This window comes from Streptomyces sp. NPDC048106, from assembly GCF_040706415.1.
Taxonomy (GTDB): Bacteria; Actinomycetota; Actinomycetes; order Streptomycetales; family Streptomycetaceae; genus Streptomyces.
Genome location: NZ_JBEZND010000025.1, coordinates 20,954 through 38,396, shown reverse-complemented (window position 1 = coordinate 38,396; position 17,443 = coordinate 20,954). Strand labels below are relative to the sequence as shown.

Genomic DNA, 17,443 nt, shown 5'->3' with positions numbered 1-17,443 from the left:
CGAGGCCGCGTGGCTCGCGCCTCTTGCGGTCGCACGGCGCCCGTCAGATGACGGCGGATTCGAGGGACTCCGGAGCGAACAGTTCCTCGGGCCGCCACAGCCGGGCGGACAGCCCCTGCTCGTGGTGGTAGCGCAGGAACGTCTCCAGCACCTCGCGGTTGCCCTCGACGCCGTAGGACCAGTAGTCCTTGCCCAACAGGAAGGCGGCTCGGCCCGCACCGGCTACGTCGCGCTGCGCATGAAGTCGGACGTGCTCACCGAGACCGGTGCTCCCGGCCACCGTACGCACGAGAAGCACTGCGTGCGGCCGGGACTCTTCTGCGGACTGGTCCTCCTGCTCGACGCGCGCACCGGCGAGCCCGTCGCCCTGCTCAACGACGGCCTGCTGCAACACCTCCGGGTGGGCGCCGACTCGGCCATCGGGGCACGGTTCGGCGCGCGCGAGGACGCCCGCGTGCTGGGCCTGCTCGGCTCGGGCGGCATGGCACGCAGCCATGTCGAGGCCTTCCTCGCGGTCCGCCCGCTGGAGCGGATCCAGGTCTACAGCCCGACCCGGTCCCACCGTGAACGCTTCGCGGCGCAGACGCGGGAGCTGCACGGCCTGGACGTGGTCGCGGTGGACGATCCCGAGGCGGCCCATCGCGGTGCCGACCTCGTGGCCGACTGCACCGACGCGGTCGGTGACGTCGTCCTGGGCCGCCGGCTGCGGCCGGGCACCCACGTCACGTGCATCGGGGGACGCCCGGACGCCGAGGCACTCCAGCGCTTCGACGTGTGGCTACGGCTCGGCAGCGCCAGCGTGCCCTCCTCGGCACCGCAGTGGGCGACCGACGACGAGTACGTGACCTACCGGGCCCGCCCGGAGGCCGCCGTCTGGGACCGGCACCAGCACGGCAGAGGAGCGCGCCGGCCGCCCCGTGGCGCGCGCGTGGTCCGCCTCGACGCCGTGCTGGCGGGACACGCCCGCGCACGGGACGACGACACGGAGGTGACGTTCTCGGAGCGCGGCAACATCCAGGGAGCCCAGTTCCACGCCATCGCCGCGCTCGTCTACAAGCGGGCCCGGGAGCGCGGCCTGGGCCACGAGATCCCACGGGAGTGGCTGCTCCAGGACATCCGGGACTGATCCCCACGGGGCGTCCGGCCGCCTTCCGGAGGAGGATGGGACGCGGGAGTCATGTCATGGCGCGGATGCTGGTCGACGGTGACGACGTGGTCGTGCGCCTGGCGCTCCGGGAGCGGGCGGCCGCACGCCACCGCGACGTGCGGGTGCCGCTGACGGCGGTGCGCCGGGTGACGGTCGAGGCCGACTGGTGGCGTGCCCTGCGCGGAGTCCCCCGGCGGGGCGTCGCGGTGCCGGGCGTCCGGTGCGTCGGCACGCGCCGCCACCAGGCGGGGGTGGACTTCGTGGTCGTGCGGTCCGGCGAACCCGTGGTGTGCGTCGAGCTGCGGCCGCCCGCGCCCTTCCGTCTCCTCTCCGTCTCCGCGCCGACCCCGGCGAAGGCCAGGGCCATGGCCCTGAGGCTCGTCAGGGCCGCACCGGGGCTGGACACGTCGACGCCGTGCCGGCAGCCGCTCCCGGTACCTGGGGAGGACGCTGCCCCGGACCGCTCCCGGAGTGCGGGTTCCGGCTCGTAGCGGAAGGAACCGCGCGCCGTCCCGACCCGCGTCGCCCGGCACCGGCATCAGCCGCCGGGCTTCGGCCCTTCGAGTACCGGGTCCGCCCGTACCCGGGCCGGCGGAGTGTCGTAGCCGCTCGGGGCGGCCGTCGGCGGTGCATGGTGGTCACCGCCCCGCCCCGCGGCCGGCCGGCGAGGCACCGGGGTCGCAGGGCACGAGCGGGCAGCCGCGGCATCCGAGGAGGCGAACGGTGTGAGCACCGACCGGGCAGACGCCGCGGCCGAACGGCTGATGCGCACGGCGCAGTACTTCTTCCCCGGCAGCCAGTCACCCGACCGGCGGATGCTGTACCGCGAGGGCGGCCGGGCGGCGGAGGAGTTCTACCGGGAGCGGTGGCGCCACGACCGGGAGGTGCGCTCCACCCACGGGGTGAACTGCACGGGGTCGTGCTCGTGGCGGGTGTTCGTCAAGGACGGCCTGATCACCTGGGAGACGCAGGCGACCGACTACCCGTCGGTGGGGCCGGACTCCCCGGAGTACGAGCCGCGGGGCTGTCCTCGCGGCGCGGCGTTCTCCTGGTACACCTACTCGCCCACGCGCATCCGCTACCCGTACGTCCGCGGTCCGCTGCTCACGCTGTGGCGGCAGGCGAAGGCGCGGCACGCCGACCCGGTCGAGGCATGGGAGTGGCTGACCTCGGATCCGGCACGGAGCGCCGCCTACAAGCGGGCCCGCGGCAAGGGCGGGTTCGTGCGCTGCGACTGGCGCGAGGTCACGGAGCTGATGGCGGCCGCGCAGGTGCACACCGTCAAGCGGTACGGCCCGGACCGGATCGTGGGGTTCTCGCCGATCCCGGCGATGTCCATGGCCTCCTACGCGGCCGGGACCCGGTACCTGTCCATGATCGGCGGGACGATCTCCTCGTTCTACGACTGGTACGCGGACCTGCCGATGGCGTCGCCGCAGGTGTTCGGCGACCAGACCGACGTGCCGGAGTCCGGCGACTGGTGGAACGCCGGTTACCTCATCGTGTGGGGCACCAACCTGCCCATCACCCGGACCCCGGACGCCCACTTCATGACCGAGGCCCGCTACAAGGGGCAGAAGGTCGTGGTGGTCTCCCCGGACTACGGGGACCACACCAAGTTCGCCGACGACTGGCTGGCGGCCGTCCCCGGCACGGACGGCGCGCTCGCGCTGGCCATGGGCCACGTCGTCCTCAGCGAGTTCTACCGCGACCGGCAGGTGCCGTACTTCACCGAGTACGCCAGGACCTACACCGACCTGCCGTTCCTGGTGCGGCTGCGCGAGCGCGACGGCGGCGGGTTCGTGCCGGACAAGTTCCTCACCGCCGCCGACCTGCCCGGACCCGCCGCGGAGGCGGCCGAGTTCAAGACGGTGCTGCTGGACGGGCGCACCGGCGAGCCGGTGGTGCCGAACGGCTCGCTGGGCTTCCGCTGGTCCGAGTCGGGCCGGGGGCGCTGGAACCTGCGGCTGGACGGGGCGGAGCCGCTGCTGACCCTGCACGGCCGGCCGGGCGCCGAGGCGGTGGCGGTGGACCTGCCGAGGTTCGACACGGGGCCCGGCGAGTCCGGCCGGGTGCTGCGGCGCGGGGTGCCGGCGGTGCGGGTCGGCGGCCACCTGGTGACCACCGTCTTCGACCTGGTGATGGCCCAGTACGGGGTGGCCCGCGAGGGCCTGCCGGGCCAGTGGCCCACCGGTTACGAGGACGCGGCCGCACCATACACGCCGGCCTGGCAGGAGGCGATCACGTCGGTGCCGGCGAAGGCGGCCGCGCGGGTGGCGCGGGAGTTCGCGCGCAACGCCGAACGCACCGGCGGCCGTTCGATGATCGCGATGGGCGCGGGTACCAACCACTGGTTCCACTCCGACCAGATCTACCGCGCGTTCCTGTCGCTGGTGATGCTGACCGGCAGCCAGGGTGTCAACGGCGGCGGGTGGGCGCACTACGTCGGGCAGGAGAAGGTGCGCCCACTGACGGGCTGGTTCCATCTCGCGTTCGGCCTGGACTGGCAGCGTCCCACCCGGCACATGGTGGGCACGCCGCTGTTCTGGCTGGCCACCGATCAGTGGCGCTACGAGGCGTTTCCCGCCGACACGCTGGCCGGCCCGCTCGGCCGGGGCCGGCTGGCGGGACGTACGCTGCCGGACTGCAACGCGCTGGCCGCCCGGCTGGGCTGGATGCCCTCCCACCCGGCGTTCGACCGCAACCCGCTCGACCTGTGCGACGAGGCCGAGCGGGCGGGCAAGGACGTACCGCGGTACGTCGTCGAGGAGTTGAAGGAGGGGCGGCTGCGGTTCGCCGCCGAGGACCCCGACGACCCGGCGAACTTCCCGCGGGTCCTGCTCATCTGGCGGGCGAACCTGTTCGCGTCGTCGATGAAGGGCCACGAGTACATGCTGCGGCACCTGCTCGGCACCGACGACGCCGTCACCGCCACGGAGACCCCGCCCGACCTGCGCCCCAAGGACGTCACCTGGCGCGAGCAGGCCCCGGTCGGCAAGCTCGACCTGTCGGTGACGGTCGACTTCCGCATGACCAGCACCTGCCTGTTCTCCGACGTGGTGCTGCCCGCGGCGACCTGGTACGAGAAGTACGACCTGTCCTCCACCGACATGCACCCGTTCATCCACGCCTTCAACCCGGCCATCGCACCCCCCTGGGAGACCCGCACCGACTTCGACGTCTTCCACACCCTCGCCGCCGAGTTCTCCCGGCTCGCGGCCGTCCACCTGGGGGTGCGGCGGGACGTGATCGCCGCCCCGCTCGCCCACGACACGCCGGACGAGATGGCGCAGCCGCACGGGCGGGTGCGCGACTGGAAGGCCGGCGAGTGCGAGCCGGTACCGGGCCGGACGATGCCGAAACTGATCGTGGTGGAGCGCGACTACGCGGCGGTGGCCGAGAAGATGGCCGCCGTGGGCCCGCTGCTGGACCGCCTCGGCACCAGCACCAAGGGCCTGACGTGGATGCCCGGGCAGGAGATCGACTACCTGCGCCGGCGCAACGGCACCGTGCGCGGCGGCATCGCCGACGGCTGTCCCTCGATCGCCCGCGACGACCAGTTCTGCGAGGCGATCCTGGCCCTGTCCGGCACCACGAACGGCCGCCTGGCCGTCCGGTCGCTGCGCGCCCTGGAGGAGCGCACCGGCGTGGAGCTGGCCGATCTGGCCGGGGAACGCTCCGGCGACCGCATCACCTTCGAGGACACCCGCACCCAGCCCCGCGCGGTGATCACCTCGGCGGAGTGGTCCGGCACCGAGTCCGGCGGCCGCCGCTACTCGCCGTTCACCGTCAACGTCGAACGCCTCAAACCCTGGCACACCCTCACCGGCCGCCAGCACTTCTTCCTCGACCACGACTGGATGGCCGAGTTCGGCGAACAACTGCCCGTCTACCGGCCGCCGTTGAACATGATGGCCCATTTCGGCGACCCGACCCGCCCGGCGGACGGCCGCCCGCAGCTCGTGGTGCGCTACCTGACCCCGCACTCGAAGTGGTCGATCCACTCCGAGTACCAGGAGAACCTGCACATGCTCACCCTGTTCCGGGGCGGCCCGGTGATCTGGATGAGCCCGAAGGACGCGGAGCGGATCGGGGTCGCGGACAACGACTGGATCGAGGCGTACAACCGCAACGGCGTGGTCGCCTGCCGCGCGGTGGTCACCCACCGCATGCCCGAGGGAACCGTGTACATGTACCACACGATGGACCGGCACCTGAACGTGCCGAAGACGGAGACCTCCGGCCTGCACGGCGGCGGCGACAACTCCCTCACCCGTCTGCTGATCAAGCCCACCCATCTCATCGGCGGCTACGCCCAGTTCACCTACGGCTTCAACTACATCGGCCCCACCGGCAACCAGCGCGACGAGATCACCGTCATCCGCCGCCGCGCGCAGGAGGTGGACTTCTGATGACCCGGGCCACGGGCACCGTCGGGCGCTGCATGGCGCAGGTCGCGATGGTGATGAACCTCGACAAGTGCATCGGATGCCACACCTGCTCGGTCACCTGCAAGCAGACCTGGACCAACCGGCCCGGCTCCGAGTACGTCTGGTTCAACAACGTCGAGACCAAGCCGGGCGCCGGATACCCGCGCCGCTACGAGGACCAGGAGAAGTGGAAGGGCGGCTGGACCCTGAACCGCCGGGGCGAACTGACGCTGCGGGCCGGCGGCCGGGTGCGCAAGCTCCTCAGCCTCTTCTACAACCCGGAGCTGCCCTCGCTCGACGACTTCTACGAGCCGTGGACGTACGACTACCAGAGCCTGACCACCGCGCCGCTGTCCGACAGCTTCACCAGCGCCCGCCCCAAGTCCCAGCTCACCGGCCGGGACATGCGGCCCGTGCACGGCCCGAACTGGGACGACGACCTCGCCGGGGCCGCCGATTACGCCACCGCCGACCCGAACCTGAAGGGGCTGTCGGAGCGGGTGCGGATGGAGTTCGAGCACGCGTTCATGTTCTACCTGCCGCGGATCTGCGAGCACTGCCTCAACCCCTCCTGCGTCGCCTCCTGTCCCTCGGGCGCCATGTACAAGCGGGAGGAGGACGGCATCGTCCTGGTCGACCAGGACCGCTGCCGCGGCTGGCGGTTCTGCGTGTCGGGCTGCCCGTACAAGAAGGTCTATTTCAACCACCGCACCGGCAAAGCCGAGAAGTGCACCTTCTGCTACCCGCGCATCGAGGCCGGGCAGCCCACCGTCTGCTCCGAGACCTGTGTGGGCCGGCTGCGCCACCTGGGCGTGATGCTCTACGACGCCGACGCCGTGCTGGAGGCCGCTTCGGTGAAGGACGAGAAGGACCTGTACGAGGCGCAGTTGTCGGTCTTCCTCGACCCCGAGGACCCCGGGGTGCGCGCGGCGGCGGAGCGTGACGGCATCGCCCACGACTGGATCGAGGCCGCCCGGCGTTCCCCGGTGTACGCGCTGATCAAGAAGCACCGGGTGGCGCTGCCGCTGCACCCGGAGTACCGCACCATGCCCATGGTCTGGTACGTCCCGCCACTGTCCCCGGTCACGGACGCGGTGCACGCCACCGGCTACCACGACGACGACCCCGACCGTGTCTTCGCCGCCATCGACGCCCTGCGCATCCCCGTGGAGTACCTGGCCAACCTCTTCACCGCCGGTGACACCGCCGTGGTGGAGGGCGTGCTGCGCAAACTGACCGCGCTGCGCGCCCACATGCGCGCCCTGCAACTCGGCGACCCGCCCGACCAGGACCTGCTCGGCCAGGTCGGTGCGAGCGCCGAGGACATCGAGGACCTGTACCGGCTGCTGGCCATCGCCAAGTACGACGACCGCTATGTCGTCCCCCGGGTGCACGCCGAGGGGTCCGGCGCCCTGCTGGCCCAGCACTGCTCCCTCGACTACCCCGGCGGGGTCGCCGACCTCGCCGCCCACGACCAGGACCAGGGGGCCGCCGCCCCGCCGTCGCTGCCGGGCCTGGCATCACCGGGCGGCGGCAGCCAGTTCCGCGACAGCGACGGCACGGTGCGTTTCAACCTCCTCGGCTGGAACGGCACCGGCCCCGCCCCCGGTCTCTTCGCCGACGGGGACGGCCGGTGATCCGCCGCCGGGCGGCGGCCGACACACCGCTGGTGCACCGCATCGCCTCGGTCCTCCTGCGCTACCCGGACGAGACGGTGCTCGGCCGCCTCGACGACGTGACCGCCGCGCTCCCCGCCGTCGCCGACCGGGCCGACCGCGCCCGGCTCGCCGCCGTGTGCGACCACCTCTCGGGCCTGCCCCCGACCGAGGCCGCGCAGCGGTACGTGGAGACGTTCGACCACACCCGCCGCCGCAGCATGCACCTGACCTACTACCGGCACGGTGACACCCGCGCCCGCGGCATGGCCCTGCTCGCCCTCAAGCACGCCTACCGTCAGGCCGGCCACGAACCGCCGGCCGGCGAACTGCCCGACTTCCTGCCGCTGGTCCTGGAGTTCGCCGCGCTCTCCCCCGGACCCGGACATCGCGTCCTGTCGCAGTGCCGGGCCGGACTGGAGCTCCTGCGGCTGGCGCTGCACGAGCACTCCAGCCCGTACGCCGGCGTCCTGGACGCGCTCTGCGGCCGGCTGCCTGCGCCGGGCCGGGCCGAGCGCGACGCGTGGCGGCGGCTGGCCGCCGAGGGACCGCCGGGCGAGGAGGTCGGCCTGGAGCCCTTCGGCCCACCGGAGCAGACCGGGCTGGAGCCGCGGGGAGCGAGTGCGAAGGAGGGTCCGTGAGTTCCTGGGATCTGTGGTGGTGGGTGATCCTGCCCTACCTCGCCCTTGTCACCTTCGTCGTCGGCCACGTCTGGCGCTGGCGCTACGACCAGTTCGGCTGGACCAGCCGCTCCACCCAGCTCCAGGAGCGCCGTCTGCTGAAATGGGGCGGGCCGCTCTTCCATTACGGCACGTTCGCCGCGATCGCCGGACACGTGATGGGCATCCTGATCCCCGAGTCGTTCACCCGGTGGCTCGGCATCCCGGAGAACGCCTACCGCTGGCTGTCCTCCATCGGCGGCACCGTCGCCGCGCTCGCCGTCGTCTTCGGCGTGGCGATCCTGGCCTTCCGCCGCACCACCGTGCCCCGGGTACGGGCCACCACGAGCCCCGTCGACTGGGTGGCCCTGGTCCTGCTGGCGATCGTCATCGTGCTCGGCATCATCCCGACCATGGGCATCAATCTCTTCGGCAGCGGCTACGACTACCGGCAGAGTGTGGCGCTGTGGTTCCGCGGCCTGTTCGCCGGCGACCCGGACGTCGGCGTGATCGCCCACGCACCGCTGATCTACCGGATCCACGCCACCGCCGCCTGGGCGATCCTCGCCGTGTGGCCCTTCACCCGGCTGGTGCACGCCTGGAGCATCCCGCTGTGGTACCTGTGGCGGCCCTTCGTCCTGTACCGCAGCCGGGTTCCCGCCCACCCCGCCGAGCCGGGCACCAGCGGACGCCGCTGGCGCCGCATCGGCGTCCGCTACTGATCCGGGCCGACGCGAGCCCTCCGACACAGAAACGGCAACCGAGCCATGCAGAAGCTCTCCCTCGACGCCAAGGCCCGCGAGCACCTGGAGCGGGCCGCGGACTCCTCCGCGGGCCGCAGTGCCGAGACCCTCTACGGCGGCCACGAACACACCCTGCGCCAGACCGTCATCGCCCTGCGCGCCGGCACCACCCTCGCCGAACACGAGAACCCCGGCGAGGCCACCGTGTTCGTGCTGCGCGGCCGGGTACGGCTGCGCAGCGGCGACGAGGCATGGGAGGGCATGGCCGGAGACCTGCTGCTCGTACCACCCGCCCGCCACAGCCTGGAGGCCCTCGAAGACTCCGCCGCGCTGCTGAGCTCCGTCAACAAGGGCAACCCGCACACGCCCTCGCCGTCCTGAAGGCTGGACGGGGTTTTGGCGTGCTCGCGGCGAGTGAACCCGTTCGGGGGACATAGCGCCTATCCCGCTGTTCTCCGGGGCATCGCTGGCACTGACCGCTCCGACACCCGACAGAAAGAAACACCGTGTCCACTCGCTCCATCACGGCGGCCCTCGGCGCTGCCTGCGGTGCCTTCGCCCTTCTGCTGGCCGCGCCCGGCGCGGCCTCGGCGGCAACCGGCCAGTTCCGCTACTCGTACACCACCGCGGAGGGCTACGAGGCCGTCGGCTTCCTCAACAACCCCGCCAGCGGCCGGTGCATCAACCTGCAAGGACCCGCCTCCGAGCCGGGGTCGGTCAGCCGGGCCCCCAAGAACCGCACGGACGCCACCGCCACCGTCTTCCTCGACGCCGACTGCGAAGGCGACATCTACTACTCCCTGCCTCCCGGCGCGGGAGCAGGCGACCGCCTCCTCATGCGGTCCGTCGTCTTCTCCTGACCCTCGGTCCTTCCGCCCCGACCCGGTCCGGCCCCGGCAGGGGCTGTACCGGGTCCAGGTGCCGTCCGGGCGCTGCTACACCTCGAACCTCTCCCCGGCGCCGTACGCCCGTACGACCACACTCCCCTCACCCTTCTTGTCCGGCCGTACGACGTGCACGCGCCCGGCCCCCGCCACCCGGGCCTCCCCGTCGGCCACCGAGAGCAACGTGTTCTCGTCCACGGCGACGCCGTACGGCACCGCCCCGCGCCCGACCGCGGCGACCAGCCGGGGCAGCGTCCCCCACTGGGCGGCGTGGACGTCCACCGCGAACGGCACCAGCCCGAGCCCGGCCCGCACCTCGACCTCCGCCAGGTCCTCCCCGGTCTCCTCCGGGCACACGGGGACGCCCTCCACCAGCCAGCCACCGAGCACGGCCCGCCGCGCCGCGACGGCCGCGCCGGCGGAGAAACCGGCGTACGGGATCCCGTGCTCGGCCAGCAGCGCGGGCAGCCGCTCCAGGCAACCCGCGAGAGCCTCCTGATACGCGGGCGTGAGCCCACCGCACACCAACAACCCGTCGATTCCGGCCAGCGCGGACTCCGGCTCGAACCGCCCACCGAGCGGTATCAGCAACGGCACCGGCACACACGCCGGCCCGGCCGCCTTCCGCAGCGCCTGCGCGTACCGCTCGAACTGCGCCTCGCCGTCACCCTCGTCGACGATCAGGCACCCGATCCGCCGCTCCCCGGCCACCGCCCGCAGAAACGGCTCGTAGACCTCCGCGAGATCCCAGCCCCCACCGATCAGAAACACACGACTGGCCATGTCCTCCCCTTCACGCTTCCGGCCCGACGGGCGAATCTACGGGGTGGCGCGAAAGCTGTCGCCCGAATTCAACGGCCGTCGCCTTTCCCGGTCCGAGGGTGGTCGTGACTTCCCGGTGCGCGTCATTCCATCGCCGCGTCCAACTCCACGTTCCCGGAGCAGTCCATGAACCAGTGCGCGCGGAAATCCACCGGCATGGGGATCGGGTGCCGCGGGTCGGTGAGGTGACGGAACAGGTACTCCGTGGCCGTGCAGTCGAACCGCTGCCCCGCCTCCGGTCCGGCTTCGGTGACGTAGACGGGCCACCGGTCGGGGTCGGGGCCCTCGGTGATCCAGTGGAACGTCTGCTCGTGCTCGTTGCCCATCCAGGGCACCCGCCCGGCCGAGGCCGGGAACGGCGGATAGGGCTCCCACGGCGCCTGGCCCAGCCGCGCCGTCAACTCGGCGGTCTTGATCAGCTCGTCCGGCATGAACACGTAGTGGAAGCCGTCGAACATGCCGTCGCCGAACGTCTCGACCAGTGCCTTGTAGTCGCTCGGCAGCGGCGTTCCCAGGCGGGACTCGACCGCCGCCCAGTCGATCCGGTCCACGCTCCTCGGCACCCAGCCGGTCACGGCGACGAGCCTTTCCAGCCAGGAGGCCTCCGCGGGCAACTGGTCCGCGACCGGCGTGGCACGCGGGGCGATCATCAGGGCGGGTCCGGCATCCTCGCCGTGACCGGCCCGGCCGAAGGCGACCCACCGGTTGCTGAACGGCCAGGCGTACCTCCAGTCGACCCGCTCGGACAGGGGCAGCGGCGGCAGTCGGCCGGCGCCCACGAACGGCTCGCCGTACCGCCCGGAAAGCGTCTCCAGGAGGCTGCCCAGGTCGGCATCGCCGGAGACGGGAAGACAGACATGACCTGGCGCGTGCCCGTCCTCACGGCAGACCAGGTCACGGAGATCCGGCCACAGGACCTCGGCCACGGCGGTCAGAAGCTGTTCATCGTCCATCCCGCGAGTCAAGCACGCCCCACCGACAGTGGTGATCAACACGGCAGCGGTGAACCCGGCTAGAACGTCAGGGCCGTAAGGCCGGACGCGGTGGCCGCGACGGTCGTCAGCCCAGTGCAGACCGCCAGTGACGCGACCGGCTCCCCCAGATCGACGGTGACGGTTCTCCCGGACGCAAGGTCGGTGAGGATCACGTGGCCGTGGACGGAAGCGGAGGCGACGACCGACCGGCCCAGCTCCTCGCGGAAGGCCACCGCGCTCACCAAACTCCCTTCGTGGCCGGGGAGTTCCCTCGGCATCGGCTTGCCCCGCAGGATGTCGTAGAGCCGCAGGGCTCCGGAGCGGTCGGCGGTGACGACGGCCGTGGTGCCCTGAAACGCGCCCACCGCCATGACGGTGGGCGGCCGGCTGCCCGGGAAGGGGAAGGATCCCAGCTTGACGGTGGTGGCCGCGGTCCTGCGCCAGGCGTGCAGGCGCGACCTCAGCATGCTCTCCATGGCCATGACGATCACCGCTGCCCCGCCCACCGTCGCGACCGCCGAGGCGAAGATCATCGGGTTTCGGGGGAATCCCGGGAGGATCCCGGCCCCGCCGGCCTCCGGCAGGTCGGCGGGGCCAAGGAGTCCGGGGTCGTCGTCCGCCACCCGCCACACCGCGACCGGCGCCGTGCGGACGTAGCAGCCCTCGGTGAACGTGAGCACGGTGCGCTCGTCCAGGGCGGCGAGGTCGGGCCCGGGCCCGCCGTGGTGTCGTACTCCCGCTCCCGTAGCGCCGCCGGAGCGGGGGCCGGGCCGCTCCCAGTGCCAGATCGACGGCCCCCGCGCCGGCGTGGGGTGGTGGGCCACGCCGCCGGAGGCGCCCAGCGGGACCATGGAACGGATGGGGCTGCCCGGCTGGGCGGAGGCCAGGAGTGCGCCGGTCGCCGCGTGGTACGCGTGGAGCCCGCCCGCCGCGTCCGCCGCGTACACCGCGGGCCCGGGACCACCGTCGGCGAGCGTGCGCGTCCGTTCCTCGTCCGACGCAGGCTCGGTGTGGCGCTCGTACACGATGACCTTGCCCTCCTCGGTGGCCACGGCCACCTGCGCGCCCCCCACCACGGTGACCGCGGTGACCCGACGGAGCCCCGTGACGAGGGGGCGGACGGCGGAGGAGGGCGCCGGTGCCAGGGACATCTCGGTGACGCTGCCGCTGTCCTGGCCGAACACCACGACCGGCTCCCCGTGGAGACTGCCGAACGCGACGGCCGAGACGTGGGCGACACCCCGCGCGCTCCCGATGCGGGCCTCGCCGATCAACGGTCTCTTCTCTCCGAAGAGTTTCCAGACCAGCACGGATCCGTCGGTGGTGCCGAGCGCGAGCACCACGTCCTCGCCGACGCGCGCGGCGGCGCACCGCGTGGCCATGCAGCGCAGCGGCTGTGCGGAGGAGAGCAGCCGGGGATCCTCGTACTTGACGATTCCGCCCTGCGGACTCCAGACGCGCAGCCGGGGCACGTCGACGCGGGTACGGCGGTTCTGTATCGCCCTGGTGTCGGCGCTCACCACCAGGATCCGGCCGTGGCGGTCCTCGACCAGAGCGAGGTCGGCCAGGGCACGGACGCCCCTGACGTCGTTCGTGGCTGACCAGGTCCGCTTGCCGTCGTGCGAGGTGAAGCGCACCCCGACGCGGTAGGTGGCGTACGGCCGGTTCGAGGCGCCAAGCGTCCTCTCCGAGGTGTGGTACGCGGCGGCCACGTAGCAGCCGTCCGCGGTCCGCAACGCGGCGACCGGCCCGCGCGGGCGCGGCTCGGCCGGCGGGTCGTCGGAGAGCGCCAGGGGACTCGTCACGGCCTCACCCGAGAGCGCGTCCCGGGCCACCACCCGATCGCCTTCCCACGTCGCCAGCAACACCGTCCCGTCCGGCGCGCCGCACAGGGCGGACCGGAGCGGGTCGAAGGCCGAACCCAGGGAGGTGGCCGACTCGGTCGCCAGGTCCCAACTCCTCAGCAGTCCCGAGGAGTCGAGTGTCACCAGTTCGTCCGCGCCCGTCACGGCCATGGACGCCGGCGGGGAGGGGTGGGACAGCAGGCGCTGCACCTGCTGGTCGCTGCGCCAGCGGGCCCACGGCGTTCGCCACGGCAGGTCCGGGCCGCCGGTGCCGTCCATTGCCTCGATGGCCCGCGCGAGCCGCGCGGCACCGGCCCGGCGGGCGGCCAGCAGCAGGTACGACAGTCGTTCGCCGGGCGCGTCGCCCGGCCGCAGCAACGTGTACTCGTGGTACGCCGCCGCCTCGGCGCCGTGGTCCTCCTGGCGGAGGGCGTGGCGGAGCCGTTCGGGGTCGGCCGCCAGCAGGAAGTACGGGTCCGTCAGGGACTCTCCCAGCACGCGTCCGCGGACCGCGTGGCCGGCGTAGTGGTGGCGCACGTAGGGGTGGGCGCGCTGCCAGTCGGGGCCGCCGTCCGGGCGGCGGGGCGCCGACGCGCGCAGCACCTCGGCGAAGGCCGCGTGGGTCCGCTCGGAGGCGGGCCGCACCTCGCGTACGTGCTCGGCCAGGGCCTGGTGGTACAGCCGGTAGACCGAGCGCCCCTCCAGGGTGTCCTCGATGACGTACGAGCCCGCGCGTTGCCGGAAGCGCAGCACGTCCTCGTCGGTGTAGTGGCCGCCGCCGGCCCGGGAGGCGAGTGCGGCCCACAGGTTCTCCCAGGGCAGCCCCTGGCCGCCGGCGTGAGCGAGCGGCGCGAGGATGTCGTAGGCCGGGTCCAGGTCCCCGGCGAAGCGGTGTTCGAGATCGCCGCGCATGGCGTCGCCCGGGAGCCGGGGCAGGGTGGCGCGCCACTTCGCGTCGGCGGGGTCGGGCAGGGTGGGCGAGGCGACGAGCGACTGGGTGATGAGGCGGGCGACCAGGAAGGAGCGGCCCGCGGCCTCGGCGACGGCTTCGGCGATCGCCGCCGAGGTGTCCGCGTCGGCGTGCCGGAACGGGCTGTCCTCGGGGGCGGCGCGCAGACCGTCGGCCACATGGGCGCGTACCGCCTGCGGGTCGCGGAACGCGGGGGCGTCGAGGTCCACGGCGGTGGTGTGCCGCGCGAGGAGGGGCAGGAGGTCGGGCCTGGTGCCCAGCAGCAGGCGGAAACGGGTGCCGCCGCCGTAGTCGAGCAGGGGCCGCAGTACGGTGGCGACGAGTTCCTCGGGAGCGGCGGCCTCGTCGAGCGCGTCCACGGCCACGGTGACCGGTTCCGGCCAGCGGTGCAGGTGTTCGATCAGCGCCCCCACGCTCTGGGCACCGCTGCCGGCGGCGGCCGCGATGCCCGCGAGTACGGCGGCCTCGGTTGCGCCTCGCGCGTAGATGATCGCGTTGACGCGGCCGGGGCAGGGGAGTTGGTCCTCGGTGAGGCCCAGGTCGTGCAGGGGGACCGTGCGGCGCCAGTCGGGATGGGCGAGTGCCGAGACGAGCCCGAGAAGGGCCGACTTGCCGGAGCCGGGGGCGCCGGTGACCACCAGCCCCGCGGTGGTCTTGGCCTTGTCGTCGTTCAGCCAGTCGGTGACCGCGCGCAGCGCCTCGTGGCGCCCGCAGAAGTTCCAGCGTCCGCCGCCGAGGGAGGCGCGCGCCTTGGGCAGCAGCTCCCGGCTGAACTCCTCGCGGCGCAGGGCCTGTTGTTCGGCCCGGCGGGTCAGCATCAGGTCGACGGTGTCGGCGGTGGCGGCGGCTCGCGGATTGGGCAGGAAGGCGGGGAGGGTGCCGGTGAGCCGTACCGCGTCCCAGACGACTTGCTGCGTGCCGGCGGCCGGACCGTCCTGGCCCCGCATCATGGCGACCACGGAGTCGATCGGCAGGCTGCCGGGCAGCGAGCCGACGGTCGCGAGGCTGTGCACGGCTCGGACCAGCCCCTCGGTGAAGGCTCCGGGCAGGGCAAGCTGGTAGGGCTGCGTGGAGGCGATGACGACGAAGCCCCGCTCCGCTCCGGCGTCGCGCCAGGAGGGATCGGTGACCACGGCTCTCGCCGCCACCTGGGCGCCGCCGCTGCCCGACTCGCAGGTGTCGAGCATCAGCAGTACCCGTCGCAGCGGCGTCTCTTCGACCAGTGCGCGGGCCAGTTCCTCGGTGCGCAGCGAGGTGAACGCCAGGTCGTCCGGCCGGGTGTCGGCGGTGATCAGGATGTGTTCGCCGGTGTTCTCCCGTACCTCGCCGTGTCCGGCGAAGTAGACGACGACGTAGTCCTCGGGGGTGCGCTCGGGACTGACGCAGAACTCCCGTAGCCCACCCAGCAGTTGCTCCTTGGTGGGATCGACTCCGATCAACGGGACGTGGGTGTAGCCGAATTCACGGGTGAACAGCTCCGCGACACGGTGGACGTCCTCCGCGAGTTCCTCGCGGTTCCAGTCGGGCTCGAAGGCGTGGGCGCAGACCGCCGCGGTCAGCAGGTACCGGCGGCCCGCGGTGTGGTCAGTCACCCGCCCCACCGAGTCCGGACGCCACCGCCCGGCCCACTTCCTGGCTGCTCAGGTAGGGCTTGGCGTCGTGCGCGTGCGACCCGTTGTGCACGACGTGGCACCGCACCCGGTCGCCGAACCTCGGCTTGAGGTCCTTCACGAGGGCGACGATGTCGCCCTCGTCGCTGACGTTGGTCCAGGCACGCACGTTGCCGGGCCAGCGTCCCGTACCCGGCAGAGTGCCGTCTGGTACGTCCGGCGGGGGCCGCAACCGCTCGAACACCAACCCGGGGATGGCGAGAGGGGAGCCGATGGTCACCAGGGTGGTCACGGGCCAGTCCGGCCGGTGCCAGAGGGCCTCGTAGGCGGCCACGGAGCCCAGGGAGTGCGCGACGAGGACCCTGGTGTCCGGGCCGATCGCCGCGTCGATCCGCTCCCACACCCGCTCCCTCAGCCCCGGCTCGGTGAGATAGCGCCGCACCTGCTTGAGGTCGAACACCATGGCCCGCAGGGCCACATCGGCGAAGTAGGGCAGCCGGGACAGGACGCGCAGGCCCGCCTGGACGGCGGTCGGGGTGCGCAGCAGGGTGCGTTCGTCCGGGCCCACGATCCGCGCGTCGGTCCTGGCGGCCTCTTCCCACCAGGCCCGCAGGAGGTCCTGCTCGAACCCCTCCTCGACGTCGGACGCCGTGTACCGGGGGTCCCCCACGGCCAGGGCCCGGCCCACCGGGCGGAAGAGGTCACCGTAGAAGGCCATGCCCACGTCGTCGGGGTCGAGACGTCCCTTCGCCCTGGTCACACCGTCCGCCAGGGCCGGAGCCCAGGCGGCACCCAACTGGTGCTCGCCCAGCAACTGCTGGCCGATCCCGTGCACACCCACCACTCGCGCCATTGAATCCCCCGTCCGGTCAGGGGGGAGATGCTACTAGGGTCTTTCCGGCCCAGGCCCCGCCTACGCCCGCGTCAGCATCGGGGGACGGGCGGCCTCTCGGCGGCGGGTGCGGATGCCGGGGCAGCGGCACCCTCGTCGAGCAGGGGCCGCCGCCCTCCCCGGAGAAGGGCGGCCTGATCGACACCGAATCACGTCTGAACAGAACTCCTGACTCAGAAGACCAGGGCCTGTGTCGGTAGCGCTCTAGGCTGGCTGACGTGAGTGGGTGGAGGCGGAGTTACCGATATGTCGGACCGGTCGAGCTGAAGGCTGCGGTCCGGCCTGGTGAGGGCGGACGTCGCATCGGCTCGGCTGGTGACTTCGGTGGCTGGATCGTGGAGCAATCGGCGGCGGAGCTGGCCGAACCGTTCACCTTCGTGGTCGGTATGGACGGCGTGCTTCGGCTGGCGCCGCGGCGGAGCGAGCACGTGGCCTGTGCCGGCGGAGACATGGTTCTGAGTGCCGGCGAGATCAGCTTCATGCGCGAGGCAGACCGTTGGACCGTGAGCGAGGTCAGCAACCAGTCCACCGGGTACTGCCCGGACGTCAGCTCCTGGGCGGAGGTCGCCCGTGCTCTGGACGCGGTAGAGCTCCGGCGGCCTTCCGGCTTCACCCGCGAGGTCGTATTCCGGCGGTGCCCCGACTGCCAGGAGCACAACATCGTGCGTGAGGGCGACTTCGTCTGCGTCTTCTGCGGCGGCGATCTGCCCGCGGGGTGGAACGTGGACCCCACCGCGTGACGGCCGAGGCTCAATGCCACTCGCTGACGGCAGCGACGAGGACGGTCGCCTCGTAGCGGACGGTGAGCTTGTC

The 17,443-nt window shown here is 72.7% G+C and carries 14 protein-coding genes; 9 read left to right on the top strand and 5 right to left on the bottom strand.

What is annotated here, in order from left to right:
- Positions 1-43 precede the first annotated feature (43 nt).
- Positions 44-196, bottom strand: coding sequence for a hypothetical protein (locus AB0927_RS24295; RefSeq protein ID WP_366669808.1), 153 nt, complete (start codon positions 194-196; stop codon positions 44-46).
- Between the two features lie 42 nt (positions 197-238).
- Between AB0927_RS24295 and AB0927_RS24290 the strand changes: the two genes are divergently transcribed.
- From AB0927_RS24290 to AB0927_RS24255, 8 genes are all read left to right on the top strand, one after another.
- Positions 239-1,126, top strand: a complete 888-nt coding sequence (locus tag AB0927_RS24290) for a hypothetical protein (RefSeq protein ID WP_366669807.1) — start codon at positions 239-241, stop codon at positions 1,124-1,126.
- A gap of 56 nt (positions 1,127-1,182) precedes the next feature.
- Positions 1,183-1,638: a hypothetical protein gene (locus AB0927_RS24285; RefSeq protein ID WP_366669806.1), complete on the top strand. Its 456-nt coding sequence runs from the start codon at positions 1,183-1,185 to the stop codon at positions 1,636-1,638.
- 273 nt (positions 1,639-1,911) lie between these two features.
- A complete protein-coding gene (locus AB0927_RS24280) occupies positions 1,912-5,559 on the top strand; it encodes a nitrate reductase subunit alpha (protein WP_366669882.1) in 3,648 nt (1,215 codons plus the stop codon).
- A complete protein-coding gene (gene narH / locus AB0927_RS24275; protein ID WP_366669805.1) occupies positions 5,559-7,214 on the top strand; it encodes a nitrate reductase subunit beta in 1,656 nt (551 codons plus the stop codon). The genes AB0927_RS24280 and narH overlap by 1 nt, the downstream gene beginning before the upstream one ends.
- Positions 7,211-7,873 carry a nitrate reductase molybdenum cofactor assembly chaperone gene (narJ, locus tag AB0927_RS24270; RefSeq protein WP_366669804.1) on the top strand — a complete coding sequence of 221 codons (663 nt, stop codon included), beginning with the start codon at positions 7,211-7,213 and terminating at the stop codon, positions 7,871-7,873. The genes narH and narJ overlap by 4 nt, the downstream gene beginning before the upstream one ends.
- On the top strand, positions 7,870-8,613 hold the full coding sequence (gene narI / locus AB0927_RS24265; RefSeq protein ID WP_366669803.1) for a respiratory nitrate reductase subunit gamma: 744 nt from the start codon (positions 7,870-7,872) through the stop codon (positions 8,611-8,613). The genes narJ and narI overlap by 4 nt, the downstream gene beginning before the upstream one ends.
- Before the next feature lie 45 nt (positions 8,614-8,658).
- A complete protein-coding gene (locus AB0927_RS24260) occupies positions 8,659-9,015 on the top strand; it encodes a cupin domain-containing protein (RefSeq protein ID WP_366669802.1) in 357 nt (118 codons plus the stop codon).
- Positions 9,016-9,140: 125 nt separating this feature from the next.
- On the top strand, positions 9,141-9,494 hold the full coding sequence (locus AB0927_RS24255) for a hypothetical protein (protein WP_366669801.1): 354 nt from the start codon (positions 9,141-9,143) through the stop codon (positions 9,492-9,494).
- Positions 9,495-9,569: 75 nt separating this feature from the next.
- Here the strand turns inward: AB0927_RS24255 and AB0927_RS24250 are convergent, their stop codons facing one another.
- The 4 genes from AB0927_RS24250 to AB0927_RS24235 all read right to left on the bottom strand — a co-directional run bounded on the left by AB0927_RS24250 (position 9,570) and on the right by AB0927_RS24235 (position 16,591).
- On the bottom strand, positions 9,570-10,301 hold the full coding sequence (locus AB0927_RS24250; RefSeq protein ID WP_366669800.1) for a hypothetical protein: 732 nt from the start codon (positions 10,299-10,301) through the stop codon (positions 9,570-9,572).
- 122 nt (positions 10,302-10,423) lie between these two features.
- Positions 10,424-11,293 carry an SMI1/KNR4 family protein gene (locus AB0927_RS24245; RefSeq protein ID WP_366669799.1) on the bottom strand — a complete coding sequence of 290 codons (870 nt, stop codon included), beginning with the start codon at positions 11,291-11,293 and terminating at the stop codon, positions 10,424-10,426.
- A 59-nt stretch (positions 11,294-11,352) separates the two neighbouring features.
- Entirely contained in the window at positions 11,353-15,720 is a 4,368-nt protein-coding gene (locus AB0927_RS24240) for a caspase family protein (protein WP_366669798.1), read from the bottom strand.
- The gene (locus AB0927_RS24235) at positions 15,713-16,591 is read right to left on the bottom strand and encodes a hypothetical protein (protein ID WP_366669797.1); all 879 of its coding nucleotides are present in this window, start codon (positions 16,589-16,591) and stop codon (positions 15,713-15,715) included. Before AB0927_RS24235 ends, AB0927_RS24240 begins: the two co-directional genes overlap by 8 nt.
- Positions 16,592-16,848: 257 nt before the next feature.
- Between AB0927_RS24235 and AB0927_RS24230 the strand changes: the two genes are divergently transcribed.
- Positions 16,849-17,370 carry a hypothetical protein gene (locus AB0927_RS24230; RefSeq protein WP_366669796.1) on the top strand — a complete coding sequence of 174 codons (522 nt, stop codon included), beginning with the start codon at positions 16,849-16,851 and terminating at the stop codon, positions 17,368-17,370.
- Positions 17,371-17,443 lie beyond the last annotated feature (73 nt).

Bases quoted from the DNA above. Each gene is read 5' to 3' on its own strand.
- AB0927_RS24245 (WP_366669799.1), bottom strand. From the start codon at position 11,293: ATGGACGATGAACAGCTTCTGACCGCCGTGGCCGAGGTCCTGTGGCCG.
- AB0927_RS24235 (WP_366669797.1), bottom strand. From the start codon at position 16,591: ATGGCGCGAGTGGTGGGTGTGCACGGGATCGGCCAGCAGTTGCTGGGC.
- narH (WP_366669805.1), top strand. From the start codon at position 5,559: ATGACCCGGGCCACGGGCACCGTCGGGCGCTGCATGGCGCAGGTCGCG.
- AB0927_RS24260 (WP_366669802.1), top strand. From the start codon at position 8,659: ATGCAGAAGCTCTCCCTCGACGCCAAGGCCCGCGAGCACCTGGAGCGG.
- AB0927_RS24280 (WP_366669882.1), top strand. From the start codon at position 1,912: ATGCGCACGGCGCAGTACTTCTTCCCCGGCAGCCAGTCACCCGACCGG.
- AB0927_RS24290 (WP_366669807.1), top strand. From the start codon at position 239: ATGAAGTCGGACGTGCTCACCGAGACCGGTGCTCCCGGCCACCGTACG.
- AB0927_RS24250 (WP_366669800.1), bottom strand. From the start codon at position 10,301: ATGGCCAGTCGTGTGTTTCTGATCGGTGGGGGCTGGGATCTCGCGGAG.
- AB0927_RS24285 (WP_366669806.1), top strand. From the start codon at position 1,183: ATGGCGCGGATGCTGGTCGACGGTGACGACGTGGTCGTGCGCCTGGCG.